The 22,892-nt window shown below is 62.5% G+C and carries 25 protein-coding genes; 20 read left to right on the plus strand and 5 right to left on the minus strand.

The window, feature by feature from the left end:
• The first annotated feature begins 12 nt into the window (after nucleotides 1–12).
• From CJ178_RS23480 to CJ178_RS23490, 3 genes are read left to right on the plus strand one after another with little or no spacing between them, the layout of a single operon-like run.
• Nucleotides 13–1,338 (plus strand): TerD family protein, encoded by a 1,326-nt coding sequence (locus CJ178_RS23480; RefSeq protein WP_095888138.1) that lies wholly within the window; start codon nucleotides 13–15, stop codon nucleotides 1,336–1,338.
• Nucleotides 1,339–1,381: 43 nt separating this feature from the next.
• Entirely contained in the window at nucleotides 1,382–2,284 is a 903-nt protein-coding gene (locus CJ178_RS23485; RefSeq protein WP_095888139.1) for an SGNH/GDSL hydrolase family protein, read from the plus strand.
• 9 nt (nucleotides 2,285–2,293) lie between these two features.
• Nucleotides 2,294–3,874, plus strand: coding sequence for a TerD family protein (locus CJ178_RS23490; protein WP_257013400.1), 1,581 nt, complete (start codon nucleotides 2,294–2,296; stop codon nucleotides 3,872–3,874).
• 5 nt (nucleotides 3,875–3,879) lie between these two features.
• On the opposite strand, the gene CJ178_RS23495 is transcribed toward CJ178_RS23490, so the two are convergent.
• A complete protein-coding gene (locus tag CJ178_RS23495) occupies nucleotides 3,880–4,143 on the minus strand; it encodes a helix-turn-helix transcriptional regulator (protein ID WP_033236308.1) in 264 nt (87 codons plus the stop codon).
• Between the two features lie 159 nt (nucleotides 4,144–4,302).
• On the opposite strand from CJ178_RS23495, the gene CJ178_RS23500 reads away from it, so the two are divergent.
• Nucleotides 4,303–4,758, plus strand: coding sequence for a tellurite resistance TerB family protein (locus tag CJ178_RS23500; RefSeq protein WP_033236309.1), 456 nt, complete (start codon nucleotides 4,303–4,305; stop codon nucleotides 4,756–4,758).
• Nucleotides 4,759–4,816: 58 nt separating this feature from the next.
• Here the strand turns inward: CJ178_RS23500 and CJ178_RS23505 are convergent, their stop codons facing one another.
• Together CJ178_RS23505 and CJ178_RS23510 are read right to left on the minus strand one after the other, a co-directional pair.
• On the minus strand, nucleotides 4,817–5,338 hold the full coding sequence (locus tag CJ178_RS23505; protein WP_045068284.1) for a 2-oxo-4-hydroxy-4-carboxy-5-ureidoimidazoline decarboxylase: 522 nt from the start codon (nucleotides 5,336–5,338) through the stop codon (nucleotides 4,817–4,819).
• A gap of 150 nt (nucleotides 5,339–5,488) precedes the next feature.
• Nucleotides 5,489–7,444: an amino acid permease gene (locus tag CJ178_RS23510; protein ID WP_095888140.1), complete on the minus strand. Its 1,956-nt coding sequence runs from the start codon at nucleotides 7,442–7,444 to the stop codon at nucleotides 5,489–5,491.
• A gap of 198 nt (nucleotides 7,445–7,642) precedes the next feature.
• Between CJ178_RS23510 and CJ178_RS32520 the strand changes: the two genes are divergently transcribed.
• Both CJ178_RS32520 and CJ178_RS23520 read left to right on the plus strand, forming a co-directional pair.
• Entirely contained in the window at nucleotides 7,643–7,849 is a 207-nt protein-coding gene (locus tag CJ178_RS32520) for a hypothetical protein (protein WP_092806021.1), read from the plus strand.
• A 26-nt stretch (nucleotides 7,850–7,875) separates the two neighbouring features.
• Complete coding sequence (locus CJ178_RS23520; RefSeq protein ID WP_095888142.1) at nucleotides 7,876–8,706, plus strand: crotonase/enoyl-CoA hydratase family protein; 831 nt, start codon at nucleotides 7,876–7,878, stop codon at nucleotides 8,704–8,706.
• 88 nt (nucleotides 8,707–8,794) lie between these two features.
• Here CJ178_RS23520 and CJ178_RS23525 read toward each other — a convergent pair whose 3' ends face one another.
• Complete coding sequence (locus CJ178_RS23525; protein WP_033236312.1) at nucleotides 8,795–9,286, minus strand: inorganic diphosphatase; 492 nt, start codon at nucleotides 9,284–9,286, stop codon at nucleotides 8,795–8,797.
• A gap of 104 nt (nucleotides 9,287–9,390) precedes the next feature.
• Between CJ178_RS23525 and dacB the strand changes: the two genes are divergently transcribed.
• The 11 genes from dacB to CJ178_RS23580 all read left to right on the plus strand — a co-directional run bounded on the left by dacB (nucleotide 9,391) and on the right by CJ178_RS23580 (nucleotide 20,431).
• Nucleotides 9,391–10,800, plus strand: a complete 1,410-nt coding sequence (dacB, locus tag CJ178_RS23530) for a D-alanyl-D-alanine carboxypeptidase/D-alanyl-D-alanine endopeptidase (RefSeq protein WP_033236313.1) — start codon at nucleotides 9,391–9,393, stop codon at nucleotides 10,798–10,800.
• On the plus strand, nucleotides 10,791–11,861 hold the full coding sequence (locus tag CJ178_RS23535; protein WP_373557488.1) for a zinc-dependent metalloprotease: 1,071 nt from the start codon (nucleotides 10,791–10,793) through the stop codon (nucleotides 11,859–11,861). The genes dacB and CJ178_RS23535 overlap by 10 nt, the downstream gene beginning before the upstream one ends.
• A 33-nt stretch (nucleotides 11,862–11,894) precedes the next feature.
• Nucleotides 11,895–12,839, plus strand: a complete 945-nt coding sequence (gene tilS / locus CJ178_RS23540) for a tRNA lysidine(34) synthetase TilS (RefSeq protein WP_095888649.1) — start codon at nucleotides 11,895–11,897, stop codon at nucleotides 12,837–12,839.
• 3 nt (nucleotides 12,840–12,842) lie between these two features.
• Nucleotides 12,843–13,397 (plus strand): hypoxanthine phosphoribosyltransferase, encoded by a 555-nt coding sequence (gene hpt, locus CJ178_RS23545; protein ID WP_033236316.1) that lies wholly within the window; start codon nucleotides 12,843–12,845, stop codon nucleotides 13,395–13,397.
• A gap of 308 nt (nucleotides 13,398–13,705) precedes the next feature.
• A complete protein-coding gene (gene ftsH, locus CJ178_RS23550; protein ID WP_095888144.1) occupies nucleotides 13,706–16,330 on the plus strand; it encodes an ATP-dependent zinc metalloprotease FtsH in 2,625 nt (874 codons plus the stop codon).
• Nucleotides 16,331–16,388: 58 nt separating this feature from the next.
• On the plus strand, nucleotides 16,389–17,006 hold the full coding sequence (gene folE / locus CJ178_RS23555; protein ID WP_033236318.1) for a GTP cyclohydrolase I FolE: 618 nt from the start codon (nucleotides 16,389–16,391) through the stop codon (nucleotides 17,004–17,006).
• 53 nt (nucleotides 17,007–17,059) lie between these two features.
• Nucleotides 17,060–17,872 (plus strand): dihydropteroate synthase, encoded by an 813-nt coding sequence (folP, locus tag CJ178_RS23560; RefSeq protein ID WP_095888650.1) that lies wholly within the window; start codon nucleotides 17,060–17,062, stop codon nucleotides 17,870–17,872.
• A gap of 1 nt (nucleotide 17,873) precedes the next feature.
• Nucleotides 17,874–18,239: a dihydroneopterin aldolase gene (folB, locus tag CJ178_RS23565; protein ID WP_095888145.1), complete on the plus strand. Its 366-nt coding sequence runs from the start codon at nucleotides 17,874–17,876 to the stop codon at nucleotides 18,237–18,239.
• Nucleotides 18,236–18,739 carry a 2-amino-4-hydroxy-6-hydroxymethyldihydropteridine diphosphokinase gene (gene folK / locus CJ178_RS23570; RefSeq protein ID WP_033236320.1) on the plus strand — a complete coding sequence of 168 codons (504 nt, stop codon included), beginning with the start codon at nucleotides 18,236–18,238 and terminating at the stop codon, nucleotides 18,737–18,739. The genes folB and folK overlap by 4 nt, the downstream gene beginning before the upstream one ends.
• A gap of 17 nt (nucleotides 18,740–18,756) precedes the next feature.
• Nucleotides 18,757–19,224: a DUF3180 domain-containing protein gene (locus CJ178_RS23575; RefSeq protein WP_033236378.1), complete on the plus strand. Its 468-nt coding sequence runs from the start codon at nucleotides 18,757–18,759 to the stop codon at nucleotides 19,222–19,224.
• A gap of 70 nt (nucleotides 19,225–19,294) precedes the next feature.
• Nucleotides 19,295–20,431 (plus strand): DUF6779 domain-containing protein, encoded by a 1,137-nt coding sequence (locus CJ178_RS23580; protein ID WP_095888651.1) that lies wholly within the window; start codon nucleotides 19,295–19,297, stop codon nucleotides 20,429–20,431.
• 13 nt (nucleotides 20,432–20,444) lie between these two features.
• Here CJ178_RS23580 and CJ178_RS33360 read toward each other — a convergent pair whose 3' ends face one another.
• Nucleotides 20,445–20,570, minus strand: a complete 126-nt coding sequence (locus tag CJ178_RS33360) for a hypothetical protein (RefSeq protein WP_255285245.1) — start codon at nucleotides 20,568–20,570, stop codon at nucleotides 20,445–20,447.
• On the opposite strand from CJ178_RS33360, the gene CJ178_RS23585 reads away from it, so the two are divergent.
• The 3 genes from CJ178_RS23585 to panD are packed head-to-tail and all read left to right on the plus strand — an operon-like array spanning nucleotide 20,551 to nucleotide 22,892.
• A complete protein-coding gene (locus CJ178_RS23585; RefSeq protein ID WP_095888146.1) occupies nucleotides 20,551–21,492 on the plus strand; it encodes a Rossmann-like and DUF2520 domain-containing protein in 942 nt (313 codons plus the stop codon). The genes CJ178_RS33360 and CJ178_RS23585 overlap by 20 nt on opposite strands.
• Complete coding sequence (gene panC / locus CJ178_RS23590; protein WP_179300836.1) at nucleotides 21,485–22,417, plus strand: pantoate--beta-alanine ligase; 933 nt, start codon at nucleotides 21,485–21,487, stop codon at nucleotides 22,415–22,417. The genes CJ178_RS23585 and panC overlap by 8 nt, the downstream gene beginning before the upstream one ends.
• 28 nt (nucleotides 22,418–22,445) lie before the next feature.
• Nucleotides 22,446–22,892, plus strand: coding sequence for an aspartate 1-decarboxylase (gene panD, locus CJ178_RS23595; protein WP_033236324.1), 447 nt, complete (start codon nucleotides 22,446–22,448; stop codon nucleotides 22,890–22,892).

A 22,892-nucleotide genomic window follows, 5' to 3' on the forward strand; every position in this document is an offset into this window, starting at 1 on the left:
AAGGAGATGTAGTTGTCTGTATCGCTTGCCAAAGGTCAGAACGGTCCGTTGGATGTGCCGGAGGTGATTGTCTCAGTGCAGTTGGCCGCCGCCGCTGACCTCTCCGCACTGCTCGTGGCCGGCAACGGCAAAGTGCGCTCCGACGCGGACTTCGTCTTCTTCAATCAGCCCACCGGGCCAGGTGTGCAGTTGGTTCCCAACCCGGGTGGCATCGCGTCGCTCAAGGTTTCGCTGGCCGGTGTGCCTGCCGACATCGAGCAGGTTCGTGCGGTGATCACTCTCGACGACACTTCCTCGAATTTCGGGCGCACCGCGGCGCCGACGGCTCGGGTATCGGATGCCGCCGGAAACGTGCTGTACGAGTACGTGATCGACGGGCTGTCCAGCGAGTCCATCGTCATCGCGCTCGAGGTGTACCGACGTCAGGGCGCGTGGAAGGTCCGCGCCGTCGGGCAGGGCTATGCCGGTGGATTTGCAGCGTTGGTGACGGATCACGGTGTCTCCGTCGACGAGGCACCAGCACCCGCTGCCCAGGCCGCACCCCCGCAACCGGCCTACAGCCCGCCGCCGCAGCAGCAGCCGGTGTACAACCAGCCTCCCCAGCAGCAGCCGGCGTACAACCAGCCGCCACAGCAGCAGCCGGCCTACAACCAGCCGCCGCAACAGCAGCCCTCGTACAACGCGCCGCCGGCCCCGCCCGCGCCGCCGGTGTACAACCAGCCTCCTGCCGCACCGGCTGAGGTGAGCCTGGTGAAGGGTCGCCCCGTCAGCCTCACCAAGGGGCAGAAGGTCACGCTCCGCAAGGAGGGCGGCGTTGCACTCACTCTGATCCAGATGGGGTTGGGCTGGGACCCGATCAAGAAGAGCGGCATGTTCGGCAGCCGCACGGCCAATGTCGACCTCGATGCGTCGGCGCTCCTGTACGCCGACGGCAATCTGGTCGACGTCTGCTACTACGGACAGCTCACGTCGAAGGACGGGTCGGTGCGTCACATGGGTGACAACCTGACCGGCGACGGTGATGGTGACGACGAAGTGATGACGGTCGATCTTCAGCGGGTGCCTGCGCACGTCAACGCGGTGATCTTCACGGTTACGTCGTACCGCGGGCACACTTTCGAGCAGGTGCAGAATGCGTTCTGCCGTTTGGTCGACAGCACCACCAACTCCGAATTGGCTCGGTACACGATGCAGGGCGGTATGGCGTTCACCGGAATGGTGATGGCAAAGGTGTACCGGCAGAACGGTGAATGGAAGCTGCAGGCGATCGGCGAGGGCATCCAGGCAAAGCACGCCGGCGAAGCCGCACCACAGCTGGGCCGTTTCCTGATGGCGTAGTGAGTGAAATTCGGTTGGGGTGTGAAAGGGCTTGGCTCGGTAGATGATTAATCGTGGGATTCGGTTCGGTTCAGTTGCGGCCACCGTGGTGGGACTGGTTCTGACGTTGGCGGGTGCCGGCGTCGCACACGCGTCGGTTCCCGTGGACTCCGGAGAGAACGCAGGCATCAAGTACACCGCTCTCGGAGACTCCCGGGCGTCGGGACCGCGCTTGGAACCGATGTACCCCGACGGGTGCTCGCGGTCGTACGAGAACTTTGCGGGCAAGATATCGCGCGAACTCGGAACCTCGGAGTTCGCGGACGTGTCATGCAGTGCTGCTCGTAGCGAGAACATCATCTCCACACCCCAACTGATTCCGACGCAGTGGCCGGTCCAATTGGATGCAGTACACCCTGACACGAATCTGATCACCCTCTCGGTCGGGGGCAACGACTCGAACACCCTGATCGTGGGGGCACTGTGTGCTGCTCCCGCACCGGGCGTCGATCGCGGATGTCGCAACGATCCGCTCACCGAGTCCCTTGCGCAGTCCGGCATCGATCAGGCTGCCGATTCGCTCGACAAGACTCTGGCTGCGCTGACGCAGCGGGCTCCGCAGGCGCGGATCTACATGGTCGGAGCAGGCGGGATGATCGGTGCCAGGGCGTGCTGGCCCAATGTTCCGTTCTCGGACGGTGACGCGGCGTGGTTCATGAACTACTACGCGCGTTTCAACACACAATTTGCCGCGATCGCCGGCCGGTACGGCGTTCACGTCATCGACATCGCCACGGACGCGGTAGCGGGTGGACACGACGCCTGTGCTGCGCCGGAACAGCGGTGGTTCGAGGGCATGTTCTCGGAGTCGACGGCGCAGCGTTTGCATTTCACAGCGAGCGGAATGACCGAAGTTGCAGGCCGAATTGTGGCAGATCTGCAAGCGAACCCCATCGGCGTGGCATAGTTCTCGGCTGTGACTGTGGAGTTCGTTCCTGGACAGAATGCGCCGCTGCAAACATCCGTCGTGACGTTTCGTGCGTCCAGCCAGACGCCGTTCGACGTGTCTGTGATGGTGACGGATACGCGCCTGCAAGCCCTTTCGTCCGACGCTTTTGTCTTCTACAACCAGCCGTCGACGGCCGGCGTGCAGCTGACAGGCGACGTCGTCCGGGTCGATCTCGATCGTCTTCACCCCGATGCGGCAGCGGTGCTGTGCATCGTGAGCGTCGATCCGAGTGCCGCCACAGCCGGGGCCTTTCGGGTTGCCGGTTTGTCTGCGCGGCTGAGCGATGAATCCGGTTCGGTGCTCGGCGAATTCGACATTCCCACCGCAGGTTCGGAGACCGCAGTCATCTGCTGGGAGCTGTACCGGCGAAACGGCGCGTGGAAGGTTCGAGCAGTCGGACAAGGCTATGCGGGCGGTTTGGCCGAACTCATCGGCGTTCACGGAGTCGAGGTAGACGACGCACCGGCAAACGCGGGAAGCCCTACTGCGCCGGTGCGCGACGATCAGGTTGTGGAGCCCGTCGAAGAGGGCCGCGCACTCGAACGTATGTGGATGATCTTCGAAGACGCATCGAGGTCGGCGGCGTCGCTGATATCGAGCAGCGAATACGCGATGACGAGGTTGGACGAGGAACTGTCGGTAGCGGTAGCTGACGCGAGCACCCGCAACTCGCCGGCCGGTATTGCCGCCCGTGAAGCTGCGCAGAAGCGTCACGACGAACTGGTGGCGACAGCCCGCGAGAGCCATACGCGAGATTCCGCGCAATTGGCCCATGAGCTGACCGTCGTGGATTCGGTGATTCCGCGGGCGATGGCGTCCTGGGAATCACCGGTATGGGCGGCGGGTTCGGCGAGGGAATCTCTGACGTCGAGTGATGGTGTGCGACTTGGCATGTTGTCCGCACCTGACCGAAGTTCACTGAGTGTGCCCTACTGCATGCCGCTCCCACTGCCACGGCCGATCTGGGTGGACAGCACCTCCGGGGCAGCGGCGGTCGCTGTGGTCAGTGCGTTGACGCTGCGAATCATGGCTGCCGGGCCGATGCCATTGCTTGACGTCGTCGATCTGACCGGGTCGTACACGTTGCTGACGGATCGTTTGTCCGCGCAGTTGGCCGGGCCGGTAATTCGCACGCATCAGGAGATTTCTGCGCGGTTGACGGAGTTGGCCCAAGCTGTGGATTTGGCGGGGCTGGCAAGAAACAGCGGCCAGGAGTTCGCGATGTCTCACGACGCCGGCCCGAGCACTCCACGACTACTGATACTCGGCGACTTCCCGCACGGGTATTCGGCGCAGGACGCCGAGGCGATCATGTTTCTCGCCGAGCACGGACCGATGATCGGATTGTCGATACTGCTTGTCGGAGATGACGAGTCGAGTTCGACCGAGGAGAGCATCGTGGCCTTGGCACATGGGTGCCGCCACGTTCCGGCGGCCGGTGAGATCGACGTCCACGATCCGTGGACGGGCTCGCACTGGGTCTTGGTCCCGGACACCCTCAATCCGGCCACGCAACCGCAACTCTTTGCCGCGTTCGACAAACTCTGACTCGATCAGAGTTCGTCGAGCGTAATAATCCCGTCCTGCAATGCACGTGCAAGCAGGCTCATCTTCGTGGGGGCTCGCCGACCGACGGCCGCGTATTTCCCTCGAATTCGCATCAGATGTGTGTTGATTGTCCCGATCGAGATGAGCAGCTGCGCGGACACGACGGTCTTACTGTCGGATTTGAGCCAGTGCCGGAGCACTTCGATTTCGCGGCTGGAGAGACCGGGATCGCGTGGCGGCGCAGCGGGTTGTTCGGGCGACCCGGTCACGGAAGTGCTCCTCGATCTTGACTGATTGCAGGGCCGCAAGCATATAAGAACCTACCGGAAGGTTTTAATTGCAGGGGTGGATGGCAAAATTCGGGGCTCCCAGGCAAAGTGGTTGGTACGACTACGCGCGGTGCGTGGCGGCTCTACCCGAGGAGACTCATGGCATTCTGGGATCAGCTGAAGGCTAAGGCTCAGGAAATGAACAGCCAGCTCAAGACCAAGACGAGCCAGTTCCAGAACAAGGAGTTCAAGAACGCAAGTATGGCGATGTGCGCGTTGATCGCGGCCGCAGACGGCTCGATCGACCCGGCGGAGCGTCAGAAGACGTCGGCATTGATCATGAGCAACGAGTCGCTGGCGGTCTTCCCGCCGGCAGAGTTGAGTCAGCAGTTCGATTGGTACTGCAGCAAGCTGACGTCGGACTTCGAGTTCGGAAAGCTAGAGGCAACCGCGGCAATTTCCAAGCTCAAGTCCAAGCAGGATCAGGCTCGCGCGGTCATTCAGATCGGCATCATCATCGGCGGCGCCGACGGCAACTTCGATCAGCATGAGCGCGCAGTAGTGCGGGACATGTGTTTTGCGGTCGGAATTGCTCCCTCGGAATTCGATCTCTGATAGTTCTCTTGCAGAAAGCGGGTGCGGTGCCACTGGCACCGCACCCGCTTTTGTCTCGTCAGTACTCCGGGTAACCGTCCTCGGGGCCGAGCATGCGCTCGATCCGGGTACATGTGATCTTTGCCAACTCGTCGACGCAGATCTTGCGTTCCACGGATGCCGGATTAGTCAGGCGGACGCGGATGTTCTCGAGGAGATCCTGGGCATCGTGCCCGTGTGAGCACCAGATGTATCGGAACGCGAAGGTCGACTCGTATTCCTCACCGGCTCGGCGGATGGTGGCCATCAGTGACTCGTCGGAATCCCAGATCGCGCATTGTTCGAGGTGGGATGGCACACTTTGGGCGCGGACGCCGACGGGCGGATGGCAGTGCAGGGCATTTTCGACATCTGCGTCGGACAGGTTGAGCAGTGCGTTCTCCGCTCGGGCCAGGATCTCCGCGTAACTGGCAAACGGGCGACCGTCGCTGACCCATCCAGCCCACGTCATCGAGCAACAGCATTCGTACAGCGCATGGATTGCCTTCGGGCGGGGCAGTTCGTTGAAGCGTTCCAACCCGATCGACTGATGTAGCAGCATGTGCCCTCCCGGTCGGTTCCTGAGGCAGTGTTGGGCGTCCTGCCACGGGTTAGCCAGATGTGCGATCATCCTCGATGATCCGACGTTTACCTGCGAATGGGAAGGTTTGCCAGCTCGAATTTTCAGGTTCTTAACACGTGGGAAATCCGTTCAACCGACGTGAACATGGGGCCGGCGGGAGCGTCGACGTTCGGCGCGGCGCAGCACTTCGCGGGTTACCGGAGCGGTTTCGCCTTCGCCGATGAACAGGAAACGAAGCAGGTTGGTCAGAGGATTTCCCTCGGACCATTCGAAGTAGACATCCGGGATCACGCCAGTGAGATCGCGAGCCTTCAGGAGAACGGCTGCGATGGTGTTCGGCACTGCCGGACTGTCCACTCGCAGGACGCGGTGTCTGCCGCGGCGTCGGCCGTGGACAACAAGATCGGTGCTGAAATCGGAGGAGTCGGTGACATTGACTTCCATGAAGATGATCGATTCACCTCTGGGGATGTTGCTGTGCACTCGTTGCTGGAGTTCCTTGACTCGGTACTCCTTTTCGCTCAGGTGGGCGGCGTCGTGCGCGACAATTGCGAGATAGCCCCGGTGCGTGGCTTCGTTGATGAATTGCACAGCGGTGTCGTCGAATTCGACGGATTTAGCGCGCAGCTCGAACGCGCGTGTCACCCTCGACAGGAGGGATACGACCATGATCGCAGCGATGAAGAACGATGCAACTTTCACCCCGTCCGGTCGTTCGATGATATTGGCGATGGTTGTGTAGACAAAGAGAGCTGCAACAAAACTGAAGGCTACGAACAGTTTTCGATTTCCACGTCTGCGCACGGACAGGGTGACTGCCACCGCCGCGGAGGAGATGAGAACCAACACGCCGGTTGCGTACGCGGAACTCTGGGCGTCGACGCTTGCATCGAAGTAGAACGTCACGGTGATCGCGATGACGCTGAACACGAGCACGAGTGGGCGGACCGCGCGAGCCCACGACGGGGCCATTCCGTACCGGGGGAGATATCGGGGAACAAGATTGAGGAGACCGGCCATCGCGGAAGCGCCGGCAAACCACAGGATGAGGATCGTGCTGAGGTCGTAGACGGTGCCGAATATCTGCCCGAGATAGTCGTGAGCAAGAAACGCCAAGGCACGCCCATTTGCAGCGCCACCCGGCTGAAACTCGTTCTCCGGGATGAGAATTGTTGTCACCAGGCTCGACGTCAGCAAGAACCCACTCATGATCAAGGCGGCCGCGGTGAGTAGATGTTTAGTGCCGCGGATACGGCCCTCCGGCTGCGCTTCGGTGTCGCGTGGCCCGCCTTCGATCTGCGGCATCACGGCAACACCGGTCTCGAAACCCGAAAGGCCCAGAGCAAGTTTCGGGAATACGATCAGAGCGATCAGGATCATCATCGCGGGATTGCCGTGTTCCGTCGACATGGCTCGGGTCCAATCGGTGACCAATGCGGGCGCGCTCACGATGTGCCACAGGCTCACGCCGATCACCACGAGATTCAGCGTCAGGTACACCGCGACGAGTCCGACCGCGATGCCGATGGCCTCGGTGAAACCGCGAAGGAACACCGCTGACAGCAGTGCCAGGAGAACCAGCGTGATGACAACGGTCTGTCCGGAGAGAAATGTTGGCGCAAAAGGATTTTCGACGAGGTGGGCGGTTGCATCCGCAGCCGAGAGCGTCATCGTGATCATGAAGTCCGTTGCGGCAAATCCCAGTAACACCAAGACGAATATCTTGCCGCGCCACTTCGGAAGCAGTCGTTCGAGCATTGCAATCGAACCTTCGCCGTGCGGACTTTCCCGCGCCACGCGTCGGTAGACGGGTAGTGCGCCGAACAGGGTGAGAAGGATGAGCACAACCGTTGCCAGCGGGGCCAAGGTGCCGGCTGCGAGGGCGGCGATCCCAGGTTGGTACCCGAGCGTGGAGAAGTAATCGACCCCGGTCAGGCACATGACTTTCCACCACGGGTGGCGATGTTCCTGCTTTGACGTGATGCGGTGTGGACCCAGGTGTCCGCCGGGTTCTTCGGTGATGTCTGAGAGCATCCACGACCTCAGCCGACGTCTAGGAGTGTTCGGTTCGGCGGTCGTCGCCATAGTGATCGCTCCTCGTGCGCAGGCTCGATCAACCGGGTACCCGTTTTCCGGTTCTCAGCATTTCCGGTTCTCAGCGGATTCGCAGGAATCTCGAGCTGAATTCTTCGGGAAGCGGGTCTACATTGAAGTAGTCGAACTTCGCCGCAGGCTTGACTTTTGGAACCTGCGACGAGAATGCGGAGTCGAGAGGATCGCGTAATGGCTACTACTGTGGAGACCAGGAATCCGAGAAGTTCGAGCGTGCGGACCGTCCCGCTGGCTCAGTACATCGAAGAGCACCCGACGGTGCGGGTTTTTCCTCCGACGAGCGAACGCGCCGCGCGGATCGCGATGCAGACGATGTGGGCGCTGATTGCCGTGTCGCTTGTGATCTTGGTGCTGGATGAGGCCGGGCTCTTCGGCTGATCGCAACTCGAGGTTACTCTTGAGTAATGAGCGAACAGAAGAGCTGGAATGCGTTCACCGTAGAGCGCGAAGACCACATTGCCCAGGTCACGTTGATCGGCCCTGGCAAGGGCAACGCGATGGGCCCGGATTTCTGGAGTGAACTTCCCGAGATCTTTGCGGACCTCGACGCCGATCCCGATGTGCGCGCTGTCGTCATCGCCGGTTCCGGCAAGCACTTCTCGTTCGGTCTTGATCTGCCGGCGATGAGCGGTGAATTCGGTGCTGTCCTCGCGGACAAGGCTCAGGCCGGTCCGCGAACCAAGTTCCACGACATGATCAAGCGCATGCAGTCCGGCATCAATGCAGTCGCGGATTGCCGCAAGCCGGTGATTGCCGCAGTTCAGGGTTGGTGCATCGGCGGCGGCGTCGACCTCATCACGGCAGCAGACATTCGCTACGCAAGTGCCGACGCCAAGTTCAGCATCCGTGAGGTCAAGGTCGCCATCGTTGCGGACATGGGCAGCCTCGCCCGTCTGCCTGCGATCATCGGCGACGGACACCTGCGCGAACTCGCGTTGACCGGAAAGGACATCGACGCTGCGCGCGCCGAGAAGATCGGCCTCGTCAACGACGTGTTCGACGACGCAGACGCCGTGCTTGCCGCAGCCCGCGCAACTGCCCAGGAAATTGCGCTCAACCCGCCGCTCGTCGTCCACGGCATCAAGGACGTGCTCGATCACTCGCGCAGCGCGAGCGTCGACGACAGCCTGCGCTACGTCGCAGCCTGGAACGCGGCGTTCCTGCCGTCGCAGGACCTGACGGAAGCCATCACCTCGGTCTTCCAGAAGCGCCCTCCGGTCTTCACGGGGGAGTAGACAAACGGGGAGTAGGCAAACGGGGAGTAGACAAACGAAAATCCCCGCGCACCGGAAGGTGAGCGGGGATTTTTTGTGCGCAGATCTTTCAGTGACCGCCGTTGGCAGCGAGACGCTTGATCGAAGCCTCGACCTCGGCCTCTGCCTCGGCGCGGCCGACCCAGTTTGCAGCCTCGACGTGCTTGTTCGGCTCCAAGTCCTTGTAGTGGACGAAGAAGTGCTTGATCGCGTCAAGCTCGAACTGCGAAATGTCGCTGAGGTCCTGGATGTGATCCCAACGCGGATCACCTGCAGGAACGCACAGGACCTTGTCGTCTCCGCCGGCTTCGTCGACCATTTTGAACATGGCAACGGGACGAGCTTCGACGATTACGCCGGGGTACACCGACTCGGGCAGCAGAACCATGGCGTCCAGAGGATCGCCGTCCTCGCCGAGGGTGTTCTCGATGTATCCGTAGTCAGCCGGGTAGCCGAAGGCGGTGTAGAGGTAACGGTCCAGCTTGACGCGGCCGGTCACGTGGTCGACCTCGTACTTGTTGCGCTGACCCTTGGGGATCTCGATGGTGACGTCGAACTCCACGCCGATTCCTCGCTGTCGTGTCGGTAATGATTCGTCCGGAAGGATATCGGGTCAAGGATAAGGTTGGCTGACCACCCAGCAGGGCGAGCACAGACGGAGGGGCGTTGGCGGGCCAGGGAAAGAAAAAGATCGGCTCGTTGGAAGAGCGCAAACGACGCACAGTGCGCATTCTGCTGGCGGTGTGTGTGGTCGCGGTAGTCGCGATCGCGGCAGTGTTGGTTGTCGCACTGGGAACTTCCGAAGAACCCACGCAGAACGCGATTGTCACGACATCGCCACAACCGAGCCCGGTGACGCCGTCGCCGCAGGTAGTTCCTGTTCCGGCAGACGCGCCGATACCGTCGGAGGCTGGAATTGCCGCGGCTATCGGACCGGCTGTCGCGAACCCTGACCTGGGGAAATTCACCGGCGTTGTCGCTGATGCGCTCACCGGGCAGGTTCTCTGGAGCGCCGACCCGTCGACGCCCATGACACCGGCATCCACCACCAAAGTGCTGACCGCAGCTGCTGCGCTGCTGGCATTGCCGCTCGATCATCGACTGTCGACGACAGTGGTCCAGGGTGCTGCGCCGGGGCAGTTGGTGCTGGTCGGTGGCGGTGACCCGACATTGACCGCAACGCCGAAGGGGCAGAGCGGGTACTACGCAAACGCTGCGCATATTGCCGATCTTGTCGATCAGATCAAAGCGTCGGGAACGCCGGTGGACAGCATCGTCGTCGACAGTGGTCTGTTCAAAGGTGACACCATGGCGCAGGGATGGTTCCCGGCCGATATCGCTGCGGGATACATCACACCCATCGAATCGGTGATGATCGAGGGCGGTCGATTCGACGGCTCCATGGACGAATCACCGCGTTCGGAAACTCCCGCATTGGACGCGGGGAAGGTTCTGGCACAGGCGCTGGGCGTCGACGTGGCCAAAGTCTCGGCAGGAACTGCGCCCGCCGGCGCCAAGGCGATCGCGAGCGTGCAGTCCGCACCGCTCAGTGACCGTCTGATCCAGATGATGGAACATTCCGACAACGTGCTCGCCGAGACCATCGGGCGCGAGGTGGCGATTGCGTCAGGCACCGAAGCGTCGTTCGCTGGGGCAGTGGAGGGAACCGCCAAGACTCTGCGCGCCGCCGGCTTCGATTACACCGGTGTGACGCTGTTCGACTCGAGTGGACTCTCCGTCGACGATCTCATTCCCGCGGAGGTTCTCGATCGAGTGATGACCGCCGCAGCGGGAGACGGCGACCCGAAGCTGCGGCCGTTGCTCGACTACCTGCCGGTTGCCGGTGGAACCGGCAGCTTGTCCGACCGATATGCGTCGGGCAACCGAACCGGCGCAGGCTGGGTGCGTGCCAAGACGGGAACTCTGTCGACGGCTAGTGCGTTGTCAGGTTTTGTGGTGGATCAAAACGGACGAGTGCTCACCTTTGCGCTCATGTCCAACGATCGGCCACCGGAAGTCAGCCGTCCGGCTTTGGACGCCATCGCCGGAGCATTGAGGAATTGCGGGTGCCAATAGTGGCAGCAGAGAACGACTCGACAACTCTGGGTGGAGCGGTCGACTGGAGTCTCGCGACCAAAGCCGGCATCAAATTGGCGCGCGGTGGTCCGGCCATGTCGCGCTACACCGCCGAAACCGCCACCGCAGAGCTGGCTGACGCGTCGAAGCGTGCCGAACTGCCGGTGCGCGATGTCACCGGTCTGGCCGACGGCCTGCCCGTCCCGGCAGCGGACGTTCTCGACCGCGCCGGCTGGATCACTGCGGCGTCGCGGTCGATGGCCCATCTCACCGGCGCCGATCCGGACGGCAACGGAAATCTGCTGGTCGGCAAACCCGCGGGTTTGCAGGCAGGTGCGATGCTCGCCTACCTGTCGTCGGCGATTCTCGGGCAGTACGACCCCTTCACCGGCGAAAACGGCACGCTGCTTCTGGTCACGCCGAACATCGTGTCCGTCGAGCGTTCGCTCCGACTCAACCCGAGTGATTTCCGGCTATGGGTCTGCCTCCACGAAGTGACGCATCGCGTGCAATTCTCGTCGTCACCGTGGTTGGCGGATTACATGAAGGAATCCGTCGAAACATTGAGCGCGAGCGTCGACGAGTCGATGACGGATGTCGTTGGTCGTCTAACCGCCGAACTGCGGTCCAGGAAGAACCCTGCAGCCGACGGTGACGACGCCACCCCCGGCGGAATCATCGGGCTGCTGCGTGCGTCGCAGGCGGCGCCGCAACGCGAAGCACTTGATCGCATGCTGGTTCTCGGCACTCTGCTCGAAGGTCACGCCGACCACGTGATGGATGCAGTCGGGCCTGCCGTTGTGCCGTCCGTCGCCATGATTCGCGCCGCCTTCGACAAGCGTCGGCAACGCAAGTCCAATCCGGTCCAGCGCATCATCAAGATGCTGCTCGGCATGGACGCCAAGATGGCGCAGTACGTCCGAGGCAAGGCGTTTGTCGACGCCGTGGTTCTCAAAGTCGGGATGGAGCAGTTCAACACCATCTGGACCGGCCCGGAAACACTGCCGTTGCTCGACGAGATCGACCATCCCGACGCGTGGGTGACACGCGTGCTCGGTTAGACGGTGCTGCCTGAAACTGCGTCACTGCTGGAAATGCGGCTGGCGCTGCGGGGGTGGCTGCGTCGCTACCACTCCCACAGCCGGGTGTGTGTGGCGCTGTCCGGTGGTGCTGATTCCTTGGCGCTCACTGCCGCTGCGGTGGCCGAAGCGGAGTCGGTGGACGCGCTGATCGTCGACCATCGTCTGCAGGAGGGCTCGGACGTCGTCGCTCGTGCCGCCGCTGACCAGGCACTGGCTCTGGGAGTTCGCTCGGCGCGGGTACTCACTGTCGACGTCCACGGCAACGGCAGCCTGGAGGCCGCCGCCCGCGATGCGCGCTACGAGGCACTGGACGGCAGCCGGGGAGATGCACCGGTTCTGCTCGGACACACCCTCGACGACCAGGCCGAAACGGTTCTTCTCGGACTCTCCCGCGGATCCGGTGGTCGATCCATTCAGGGAATGCAGGCCTTCGACGATCCGTGGGGTCGGCCGCTGCTCGGCGTGCGACGCGGCGTGACCCGAGCCGCCTGTGAGGACCTGTCGATCACGCCGTGGGAGGACCCGCACAACACCAACGACGAGTTCACGAGGGTTCGATTGCGGCACGAGGCCTTGCCGCTACTCGAAGAAATTCTTGCGGGCGGAGTTGCCGAAGCACTGGCCCGCACTGCCACACAATTGCGTGAGGACGGGCAGGTTCTCGACGCGCTTGCCGGCGCCGTACTGCTTCGCGTTGTTGTCGACGGGGAAGTGGAAGTGGACACACTTGCCGAATCGGCCGGCGCGATCCGGCGACGCGTTCTCCGGAGCTGGCTTCTCGATAGTGGCGCAAAAGCGTTGACGGACAAGCAGTTACGAGCCGTCGATGCCTTGATTGCCGATTGGCGGGGGCAAGGTGGTGTCGCGATCGGTGGCGGAACCCCGGAGTCGAGGTTGGTGGTGGTTCGTCGACGTGGCAGGCTGACCGTCGGATTCGAAGACCGACGAAGGGTTTGACGCGTGTACGAGGGTGACATCGCATCGGTACTGATTACCGAGGAACAGATTCGTCAGCGAACGGCCGAACTCGCGGAGGAGATCGCGGCGCGTTACCCCGTCGGTGCACCCGAGGGTGACCTGCTTCTGATCGGTGTTCTCAAAGGCGCAGTCTTCTTCATGACGGACTTTGCCCGGGCTCTCCCGATTCCGTCTCAGATGGAGTTCATGGCCGTCAGCTCTTACGGGTCCTCGACCTCGTCTTCGGGCGTCGTCCGCATTCTCAAGGACCTCGACAAGGACATCGCCGGCCGCCACGTGCTGATCGTCGAGGACATCATCGACTCCGGTCTCACGCTTTCCTGGCTGATGCGCAACCTCAAGACCCGGAACCCCGCGTCGCTCGAGGTCGTCACGCTGCTCCGCAAGCCCGACGCCGTGAAGATCGACGTCGACGTTCGTGACGTGGGCTTCGACATTCCCAACGAATTTGTCGTCGGTTACGGACTCGACTACGCCGAGCGTTACCGCGATCTGCCGTACATCGGATTGCTGGATCCCGAGGTCTACGGCGGCTGAACTCGCTGCCTCGCGTGAGGTAGGAGTGTGTGTTCGGTCGCTGAGCACGACTTTGGAGTGTGTGTTCGGACGCTGAGCACGACTTTGGAGTGCGTGTTCGCTTACAGGGAACTATGCGCTGTGGTTGCTCGGGAACCTCGTGGTCCTGGTCGTCGTTGAAATTGCAGACGATCGTTTCGATCGACCTCGACGGCTGCTGACGGGCACAGACAGGACCGACCACGGTAACCTGCAGGTGTCCGGTTGACAGCCGGCGGCGACCGGCAGACCCGCACTCCCGAAAGGACCGGCCACATCGGCCGACCTGTATGAACCGTAAGACTGTGTTCCGTAACGTGCTACTCGTAGCCGTCGTGCTGATGGTGATCTACGCCTTCAGCTACTTCGGTAACGACACCCGTGGCTTCAAGACCGTCGATACGTCGGTCGCGATCTCCCAGATAGACGCTAAAAACGTCACGTCTGCGCAGATCGACGACCGTGAGCAGCAGGTTCGCCTGTGGCTCAAGGAAGGTAACGACGCGACTGGTGGTCAGACGCAGATCTTGGCGAAGTACCCCGAGAGCGCGTCCCAGCAGATCTTCCAGGACATCGAGGGTGCCGGGCTCGAGAAGTTCAACACCACCGTCACCACTCAGAGTTGGCTGACGTCGATTCTGTTGTTCGTCCTGCCGATGATCATTCTGTTCGGCATCTTCTTCTTCGTCATGAACCGCATGCAGGGCGGCGGGGGACGCGGCGGCGTGATGGGCTTCGGTAAGTCGAAGGCCAAGCAGCTGTCCAAGGACATGCCCAAGACCACGTTCGCCGATGTCGCCGGTGCGGACGAAGCTGTCGAAGAGCTGTACGAAATCAAGGACTTCCTCCAGAATCCGACGCGTTACCAGGCCCTCGGTGCCAAGATCCCGCGTGGTGTTCTGCTGTACGGGCCTCCCGGTACCGGTAAGACGCTCCTCGCTCGCGCTGTTGCAGGCGAAGCCGGTGTCCCGTTCTTCACCATCTCCGGTTCCGATTTTGTCGAGATGTTTGTCGGTGTCGGCGCGTCGCGTGTTCGTGACATGTTCGAGCAGGCCAAGCAGAACAGCCCTTGCATCATCTTTGTCGACGAGATCGACGCCGTCGGTCGTCAGCGTGGCGCAGGCCTCGGCGGCGGGCACGACGAACGTGAACAGACTCTTAACCAGTTGCTCGTCGAGATGGACGGTTTCGGTGACCGCACCGGGATCATCCTGATCGCGGCAACCAACCGCCCCGACATTCTCGACCCGGCTCTGCTCCGTCCGGGCCGCTTCGACCGCCAGATTCCCGTCGGTGCCCCCGACCTCGCCGGCCGACGCGCCATCCTGCGTGTTCATTCGCAGGGCAAGCCGATCGATCCCAACGCAGACCTCGAGGGTCTCGCCAAGCGGACCGTCGGTATGTCGGGTGCAGATCTGGCCAACGTCATCAACGAGGCCGCACTGCTCACGGCGCGTGAGAACGGCACCGTCATCACGGAAGCCGCACTGGAGGAATCCGTCGACCGCGTTGTCGGTGGACCGCGTCGCAAGAGCCGCATCATCAGCGAGCACGAGAAGAAGATCACCGCGTACCACGAGGGTGGACACACACTCGCGGCGTGGGCGATGCCCGACATCGAGCCCGTCTACAAGGTCACCATTCTCGCTCGCGGTCGCACCGGCGGCCACGCGATGACGGTGCCAGAGGACGACAAGGGTTTGATGACGCGCTCCGAGATGATCGCGCGTCTTGTGATGGCAATGGGTGGACGCGCCGCGGAGGAATTGGTCTTCCACGAGCCCACCACCGGAGCGTCGTCCGATATCGACATGGCCACCAAGATCGCTCGCGCGATGGTCACCGAATACGGCATGAGCGCCAAGCTCGGTGCAGTCCGCTACGGGCAGGAGGGCGGCGATCCGTTCCTCGGCCGTTCGATGGGCGTGCAGTCCGACTACTCGCATGAGATCGCCCGAGAGATCGACGAGGAGGTGCGCAACCTCATCGAGGCCGCGCACACCGAAGCGTGGGCAATTCTCAGCGAGTACCGTGACGCCCTCGACCTCATTGCCAGCGAACTGCTCGAGCGTGAGACGTTGACCCGCAAGGATCTCGAGAAGATTCTTGCCGGCGTGGAAAAGCGTCCGCGCATCACGGCTTTCAATGATTTCGGCGGCCGCACGCCGTCGGATCGTCCGCCGGTCAAGACGCCTCGTGAATTGGCGATCGAGCGTGGCGAGACGTGGCCGGAGCCGGCCCCGGCGCCCGTGCTCGTGAAGTCGGGTGCGCCCGCTGCCTCGAGCATCGGCGGTTCCAACGGTTACGCGCAACCCAATGCTCCGCAGCAGCAGCCTGCGGCCCCCCAGCAACCCGCACCCGCGCCGGGTACTCCCGACTACGGAGCACCGGCCGGTTGGTCGGCTCCGGGTTGGCCGCCGCGCGAGAACGAGACGCAGGCGTACCCCGGCCAGCAGACCGGCGGATACCAGGGCACGCCCAACCAGGGCGCTCCCAACCAGGCACAGCCTGCGCCGGGCCAGTACGGTCAGCCGGCACCGGGTCAGTACGGCCAGCCCGCACCGGGTCAGTACAGCCAGCCCGCACCCGGTCAGTACGGTCAGCCGCAGAGCCATCCGGGTGAGCAGGCCTATGGTCAGCAGAATTCGGGCCAGCAGCAGAATTCGGGCCAGCAGTACCAGGGCCAGCCTCAGTACCCGACCCAGCATTACACGGGTCAACAGGGTCAACCGAGCTACCCGGTGCAGTACCCGGACGGTGGGCCGTTTGCCGATCCGAACCGTGGAAATGCCGGTGGAAACACGGGCGTCGAGGGTCAGGATCAGTGGCTGGCGCCGGAGTCGGATCCCAACGCCGCGTCGAGCGACGACGGACCGAGCACCATGCGCTGGGACGGACCGGACGGATCTCGCTGACCAACCGCCGTTAGGCTCATGCGGCGGGGTATGAAACAAACTCTCGAGGAGCGTTCGGTTGTCGGTGAATGAAGTGGTCAGTGAACTGGTATCGGTTGAAACAGGGCGGCCGTTCGATCAGGCCCGTGCAGAAGCAGCGGTTCGTGAACTGTTGATCGCGGTGGGCGAGGATCCGGACCGTCCCGGTTTGCTCGATACACCCGCACGGGTGGCTCGGTCGTACAAGGAGATCTTTGCCGGGCTGTACTCCGAACCGGATCAGGCGCTGAACACCACGTTCGACGAAGGACACCAGGAACTGGTGCTCGTGCGAGACATTCCGATGTACTCGACCTGCGAACATCACCTGGTCTCGTTCCACGGAGTGGCACATGTCGGCTATATCCCGGGTAAATCCGGCAAGGTCACCGGCCTGTCCAAGTTGGCGCGAGTTGTCGATCTGTACGCAAAGCGGCCGCAGGTCCAAGAACGGCTGACAAGCCAGATCGCCGATGCGTTGATGCGCAAGCTCGATCCGCGCGGTGCCATCGTGGTCATCGAGGCCGAGCATCTGTGCATGGCGATGCGTGGTATCCGCAAGCCCGGTGCGAACACGACGACGTCGGCTGTTCGTGGGCTCCTGCAGTCCAGCGCGGCCTCGCGTTCCGAGGCTCTGGACCTCATTCTTCGTAAGTGAGCGCAGTGAACTCGGCGGGCGGCGTGTCGACGGATCCGGGTCGGACGCTGGTGATGGGGGTCCTCAACGTCACCGCTGATTCATTCTCGGACGGTGGCCGGTTCCTCGATCGAGATGCGGCGCTTGCCCGCGGACTGGAACTGAAAGCTCTGGGCGTAGACATCGTCGATGTCGGTGGCGAATCGACCCGGCCCGGAGCCTCGAGGGTTGATCCGAAAGTGGAAGCGGCACGGGTAGCGCCGGTCATCGAGGAGTTGGTGGCCGCGGGCATTCGCGTCAGCGTCGACACCATGCGCGCATCGGTTGCCGCTGCCGCGATCGAAGCCGGCGTCGACATCGTCAACGACGTATCCGGTGGTCGCGCAGATGCCGACATGGCGTCGGTGGTTGCTGATGCCGGGATTCCGTGGGTTCTGATGCACTGGCGCTCGGCGAGTGACTACGTTCACCGCGGCAGCGCCGATCACTACGACGACGTTGTCACCGACGTTCGTGATGAACTCCTGACTCAGGTCGACCTCGCACTGAAAGCGGGTGTCGATTCCTCTGCCATCATCCTCGATCCGGGCCTGGGGTTCGCGAAGAACGCCGACCACAACTGGGCACTGCTGCGGGCGTTGCCCGAGTTCACGGCGTTGGGTTTTCCTGTTCTGGTGGGGGCGTCGCGTAAGCGTTTCCTCGGGTCGCTGCTCAGCGATTCCGACGGGACGCCGCGTCCGCCGGCCGGCCGTGAAACTGCGACAGCGGTGGTCTCCGCGCTTGCCGCACGTGATGGCGCGTGGGGTGTTCGTGTTCACGACGCCCAGGCGTCACTCGACGCTATCGCTGTTGTGGAAGCGTGGTCTCGTGGACGGGAAAGGGACTGACATGGGCGATCGGATCGAGTTACGAGGACTGAAAGTCCGTGGCAATCATGGTGTTTTCGACCATGAGAAGCGTGACGGTCAGGACTTCTTCATCGACGTCACGGTGTGGATGGACTTGGCCCCGGCAGCCGCGTCGGACAATCTCGAACACACGCTGCACTACGGCGAGTTGGCCGAGGCTGCCGCAGCGATTGTCGGTGGACCGTCACGCGATCTCATCGAAACCGTTGCTGCCGAGATCGCCGACAACGTCATGACGGATACGCGGGTGCAGAGCGTCGAAGTTGTTGTCCACAAGCCGTCGGCACCGATCCCACTCGTGTTCGCAGACGTTGCTGTCGTTGCTCATCGGACGAGGCAGAAATGACTCGGGCCGTTCTGTCGATCGGCTCGAACATCGGCGATAGCCTGGCCCATTTGCAATCTGCGGTCGACGGTCTCGGAGACGCCGTAGTGGCTGTGTCACCGGTGTATTCGACCGCGCCGTGGGGTGGCGTCGAACAGCAGGATTTTCTCAACGCCGTCCTACTCGTGGATGATCCGACGGCCGGAAGCTACGACTGGCTGCTGCGGTCGCGCAAACTCGAGGAAGACGCCGATCGGGTGCGTGATCAGCGATGGGGTCCGCGGAGCTTGGACGTCGACGTGGTGGATTGTGAAGGAATTGTCAGTGCTGATCCGGAGCTGACGCTGCCGCACCCGCGGGCACATCTGCGGGCCTTTGTACTCATTCCCTGGCTTGACGTCGAACCAGGTGCAACCCTGATGGTCGATCAGGAGGTTCGGGCTGTTGCGCAGGTGCTCGCGAACCTCGATCGCTCGGAGCGCGACGGAGTGCGCGTCACGGATTCGGTTCTGATTCGGTGACCGAACAGGATCGGGGCATGAAACCGACAAAAATCAGCGAACTACTGGTTTTGACCGGAGTGGCCGCGGTTGCCACCTGGATTCTGATTCGTGTGTTCTACGGTTCGATGCCGCCCATCCCGGTGTACGCGGGCGCGTCGCTGTATCTGGCCGCGATCGCCGAGGTGATCCTCGCGTTTGTCATTCGGTCCCGGATCAAGGGAAGCCAGATCGGCGACGGTTATCGACAACTGCACCCGATCGCTGCTGCACGCGCCCTCGCGCTCGCAAAAGCGTCAGTACTGGTCGGTTCAGCTACCACCGGGGTGTGGATCGGAGCACTGGTGTATCTGATCCCACAACGATCCGTTTTGAAAGCTGCCGCCGAGGACACGCCGGGGGCGTGGGTCGGACTTGGTGCAGCAATTGCGCTGGTAGCAGCCGCGCTGTGGCTCGAACACTGTTGTAAGACGCCAGAAGATACACCTGACGAACCGGCGCACTGAGCGCTGCGGTAGGCGAATCGCATGGGTAAGGTCCATGGCACCTGCGCTCTCGACAAGTACCCTGGCAACCATGACGAATTCTGGTCGATCGAAGTCTGCGCGCCGTAGCAAGCGCAGCGCGAGCCAGATGATCGTTGCCGGTCTTCTTGCTCTCGCCGTCATCGCCTCACTGTTTCTGATCTTCAGTAACAGTGTTCAACTCCTTCGTGTCGGACTGGTGGTGGCGCTCTGGGCAGCCACGCTGGGTGCGATCGCGATGACGAAGTACCGCCGCGAATCGGCGCTCGACAAAGCAAAGGTCGCGGACTTGCAGACCGTGTACGAGCTGCAGCTGGAGCGTGAGATTTCCGCTCGACGCGAATACGAGTTGAGTGTCGAAAGTCGTATCCGCCGCGAAGTCGGCACCGACTCGGCAGAACTGTCGGCGCTTCGCGAAGAATTGGTGGCGCTGCGACGCAATCTCGAAGCGCTCTTCGACGGTGGATTACTCCCCGAACGCCCGGCTTTGAAGGCCGACTCGACGCGCGTTGGAGAACTCGGCGGCGGTTCCTACAGCGCATATCAACCCGCAGCATCGGGCCTGTACGTACCCGGTGCCGGTCAGAACGCCACCAATTCCCCGAGCCCTCAGGTAGGTGGGTTGGCGTCGCCGAACGACGGTCCGGTCACCGCCGAAACCACCGTCGTATTCGAGGAAGTCGCGTGGCGCGAGGTAGCTGCGAAGAATGCGGCAGTGAAAGATGCTCAGGTCAAACGCAATTCGCAGCAGGCGCAAGGTGCGCAGCGCGGCGAGAACCGTGAGCCTGCTGTTGCCGCAGTGAAGCCTGTGGTTGTCACGCCGCCGATCGCGAAGCCTGCAGTTGTGAAGCCTGCAGTTGTGAAGCCTGAGACCGCCAAGCCGGTCGCCAAGCCGGTCGTTGACGAGCCAGTAGTCGAAGAAGTGGTCGAGGTAGTCGCCGAAGTAGTCGAAGAGCCAGTTGTCGCACCTGCAAGCAGTGCTCCTGAGCCAGCGGTCACACCTGCAAGCAGTGCTCCTGAGCCAACCTCCGAACCCACGGAGGAACCACGTCGTCGGCGTCGCGCAGTCCCGGACAGTGCCGACAGCGGTGCTCACTCCAACGGTTTGACGGTGGCCGAGATCATGGCAAATCTCAGTTCTGCGAATCCGGCGGAAGGCTCGGGGCGCCGTCGGCGCCGTGAAGATTGAGAGCCGTTGAGTCCTAGATCACTCGCTCGTCCATAGCGTCGCGTCTGGCGCGGGGGATATCCTCGTCGAAGAACGTCTGGTACCCGCAGAGCGGGACTGGAACGAACGAGAGGAATCCGGTGACTTCCTTCGGGATCACTAACGGACCTGTGCCTGCGCGATTGACGGTTGGAATTGTCTCGGCAGGGCGGGTCGGAACTGCTGTAGGCGCCGCACTCGAGCGTGCTGGACACATTGTCGGCGCATGCTCTGCTGTCTCTGCGGCATCAGTTGCGCGGGCGGCTAAACGACTGCCCGATTCCGAGATCCTGCCTGCCGCCGATGTTGCAGCTCGTTCGGAATTGTTGATCCTTGCAGTTCCGGACGATCAACTGGCGGATCTGGTCAAGGGCCTGGCAGCTACGCACGCAGTCAAGCCAGGGACACTTGTGGCCCACACATCCGGTGCCAATGGGATTTCGATCCTGGCTCCGTTGACGGAACTGGGCGCGCTGCCATTGGCTATCCATCCGGCGATGACGTTCACCGGGCATGACGAGGACACCGCACGGTTGTCGTCGGCGTGCTTCGGGATCACCGCTGCAGATGACATCGGGTACGCGATCGCTCAATCGCTGGTCCTCGAGATCGGCGGCGAACCGGTTCGGGTCCGCGAGGAGAACCGTGCGCTGTACCACGCTGCATTGGCGCACGGCAGTAATCACCTCGTCACGCTGGTGGTGGATGCCGTCGAGGCGCTGCGCGCGTCGTTGCAGGGAGATGAGCTGCTCGGTCAGCAGTTGATCGACGGCGATCCCGGAGGAGTTGCAGAGCGAGTTTTGCAGCCACTTCTCTCCGCTGCCTTGGACAACGCATTACGACGCGGCCCGTCGGCATTGACGGGTCCGGTGGCTCGCGGTGATGCCGCGGCTGTCGAGACACATTTACGAGTACTGACGGATCTCGACCCGGAGCTTGCAGCCGGATATCGAGCGATGTCCTTGCGATCGGCCCAGCGGGTGGGCGCCCCCACCACATTGTTCGACATCTTGACTGAAACGGGAGGTGACCGTCGTGAGTGATTTGCAGGGCGGATACAAGCGCGGCGAACTGACAGTGCACCACGAGCCGGACATGATTCGGCGTGTGTCGAAGGCCTTGCGCGGAGTGGGTCGCCAGGTGGCGTTGGTTCCGACGATGGGCGCTCTTCACGCGGGGCACATCGAGTTGGTTCGTCAGGCCAAGATCACCGGAGCGGTTGTCGTCGTCTCCATCTTCGTGAATCCGCTGCAGTTCAGTGCGGGCGAGGACCTGGACGCGTACCCACGCACTCTCGACGCGGACCTTGATCTGCTTCGGGCTGAGGGCGTCGAGTTGGTCTTCGCGCCGAGCGCGAAGACGATGTATCCGCGCGGTCAGCGCACGACAGTAATGCCGGGTCCGTTGGGCAGCGAACTCGAAGGCGGCGCCCGCCCGACGCACTTCGCAGGCATGCTGACGGTGGTGGCGAAGCTGCTGCAGATCGTGGCTCCCAACCACGCGTACTTCGGGGAAAAGGACTACCAGCAGCTGACGCTGATCCGTCAGATGGTGTGGGATCTCAACTTCGACGTGCAGATCATCGGTGTTCCGACGGTCCGCGAGTTCGACGGACTTGCATTGTCCTCCCGCAACCGTTATCTCGACGAGAGTCAGCGGACCGCGGCCGTGGCATTGTCGGCGGCGCTGATCGCCGGCGCTCATGCTGCCGCCGGTGGTGCAGAAGCGATCCTCGAGACTGCGCGCGCCGTTCTGTCCGCAGTCCCCGAGATCGAGGTCGACTATCTCGAAGTTCGTGGTGTTGATCTCGGACCGGCCCCGGAGCGAGGTGACGGCCGACTGTTGGTGGCCGCCAAGCTCGGTACCACCCGCTTGATCGACAACGTGGGAGTCGCGGTGGGAACCGGATTCCTCGAACGTGACACCGATCCTTCCGCCGACGCTGTTGACGACCTGCTGTCTCACTGAGCCCCCTCACGAGTAAAGGACCTTGGATATGTTTCGCACCATGATGAAGTCGAAGATCCACCGCGCGACGGTGACTCATGCCGATCTGCATTACGTCGGCTCGGTCACTGTCGACGAGGATCTGATGGACGCCGCCGATCTGCTCGAAGGTGAGCAGGTGTGCATTGTGGACATCGACAACGGTGCCCGCCTCGAGACCTACGTCATTGCGGGTGAGCGCGGCAGCGGTGTCATCGGAATCAACGGTGCGGCAGCGCATCTGGTCAAGCCTGGCGATCTCGTGATCCTCATTGCGTACGGCGTGATGAACGCGCAGGAAGTCAAGGAGTACAACCCGCGAGTCGTGTTCGTCGACGCCGACAACAACCAGGTGGAACTTGGTTCCGACCCGGCACACGCACCCGAAGGTTCCGGTCTGATCACTCCTCGTATGCTGTCGACCTTGGACGCCGAGCGTGAATCCAGTCTGGTCTAA

The organism is Rhodococcus sp. ACPA4, assembly GCF_002300185.1.
Taxonomy (GTDB): domain Bacteria; phylum Actinomycetota; class Actinomycetes; order Mycobacteriales; family Mycobacteriaceae; genus Rhodococcus_F; species Rhodococcus_F globerula.

What these genes read in the sequence shown, in the direction of transcription:
- CJ178_RS23485 (WP_095888139.1), top strand. Translation starts at nt 1,382, where the DNA reads ATGATTAATCGTGGGATTCGGTTCGGTTCAGTTGCGGCCACCGTGGTG.
- CJ178_RS23500 (WP_033236309.1), top strand. Translation starts at nt 4,303, where the DNA reads ATGGCATTCTGGGATCAGCTGAAGGCTAAGGCTCAGGAAATGAACAGC.
- CJ178_RS23505 (WP_045068284.1), bottom strand. Translation starts at nt 5,338, where the DNA reads ATGCTGCTACATCAGTCGATCGGGTTGGAACGCTTCAACGAACTGCCC.
- CJ178_RS23510 (WP_095888140.1), bottom strand. Translation starts at nt 7,444, where the DNA reads ATGGCGACGACCGCCGAACCGAACACTCCTAGACGTCGGCTGAGGTCG.
- CJ178_RS32520 (WP_092806021.1), top strand. Translation starts at nt 7,643, where the DNA reads ATGGCTACTACTGTGGAGACCAGGAATCCGAGAAGTTCGAGCGTGCGG.
- CJ178_RS23520 (WP_095888142.1), top strand. Translation starts at nt 7,876, where the DNA reads ATGAGCGAACAGAAGAGCTGGAATGCGTTCACCGTAGAGCGCGAAGAC.
- tilS (WP_095888649.1), top strand. Translation starts at nt 11,895, where the DNA reads ATGCGGCTGGCGCTGCGGGGGTGGCTGCGTCGCTACCACTCCCACAGC.
- ftsH (WP_095888144.1), top strand. Translation starts at nt 13,706, where the DNA reads ATGAACCGTAAGACTGTGTTCCGTAACGTGCTACTCGTAGCCGTCGTG.
- folP (WP_095888650.1), top strand. Translation starts at nt 17,060, where the DNA reads ATGGGGGTCCTCAACGTCACCGCTGATTCATTCTCGGACGGTGGCCGG.
- folB (WP_095888145.1), top strand. Translation starts at nt 17,874, where the DNA reads ATGGGCGATCGGATCGAGTTACGAGGACTGAAAGTCCGTGGCAATCAT.
- folK (WP_033236320.1), top strand. Translation starts at nt 18,236, where the DNA reads ATGACTCGGGCCGTTCTGTCGATCGGCTCGAACATCGGCGATAGCCTG.
- CJ178_RS23575 (WP_033236378.1), top strand. Translation starts at nt 18,757, where the DNA reads ATGAAACCGACAAAAATCAGCGAACTACTGGTTTTGACCGGAGTGGCC.
- CJ178_RS23580 (WP_095888651.1), top strand. Translation starts at nt 19,295, where the DNA reads ATGACGAATTCTGGTCGATCGAAGTCTGCGCGCCGTAGCAAGCGCAGC.
- panD (WP_033236324.1), top strand. Translation starts at nt 22,446, where the DNA reads ATGTTTCGCACCATGATGAAGTCGAAGATCCACCGCGCGACGGTGACT.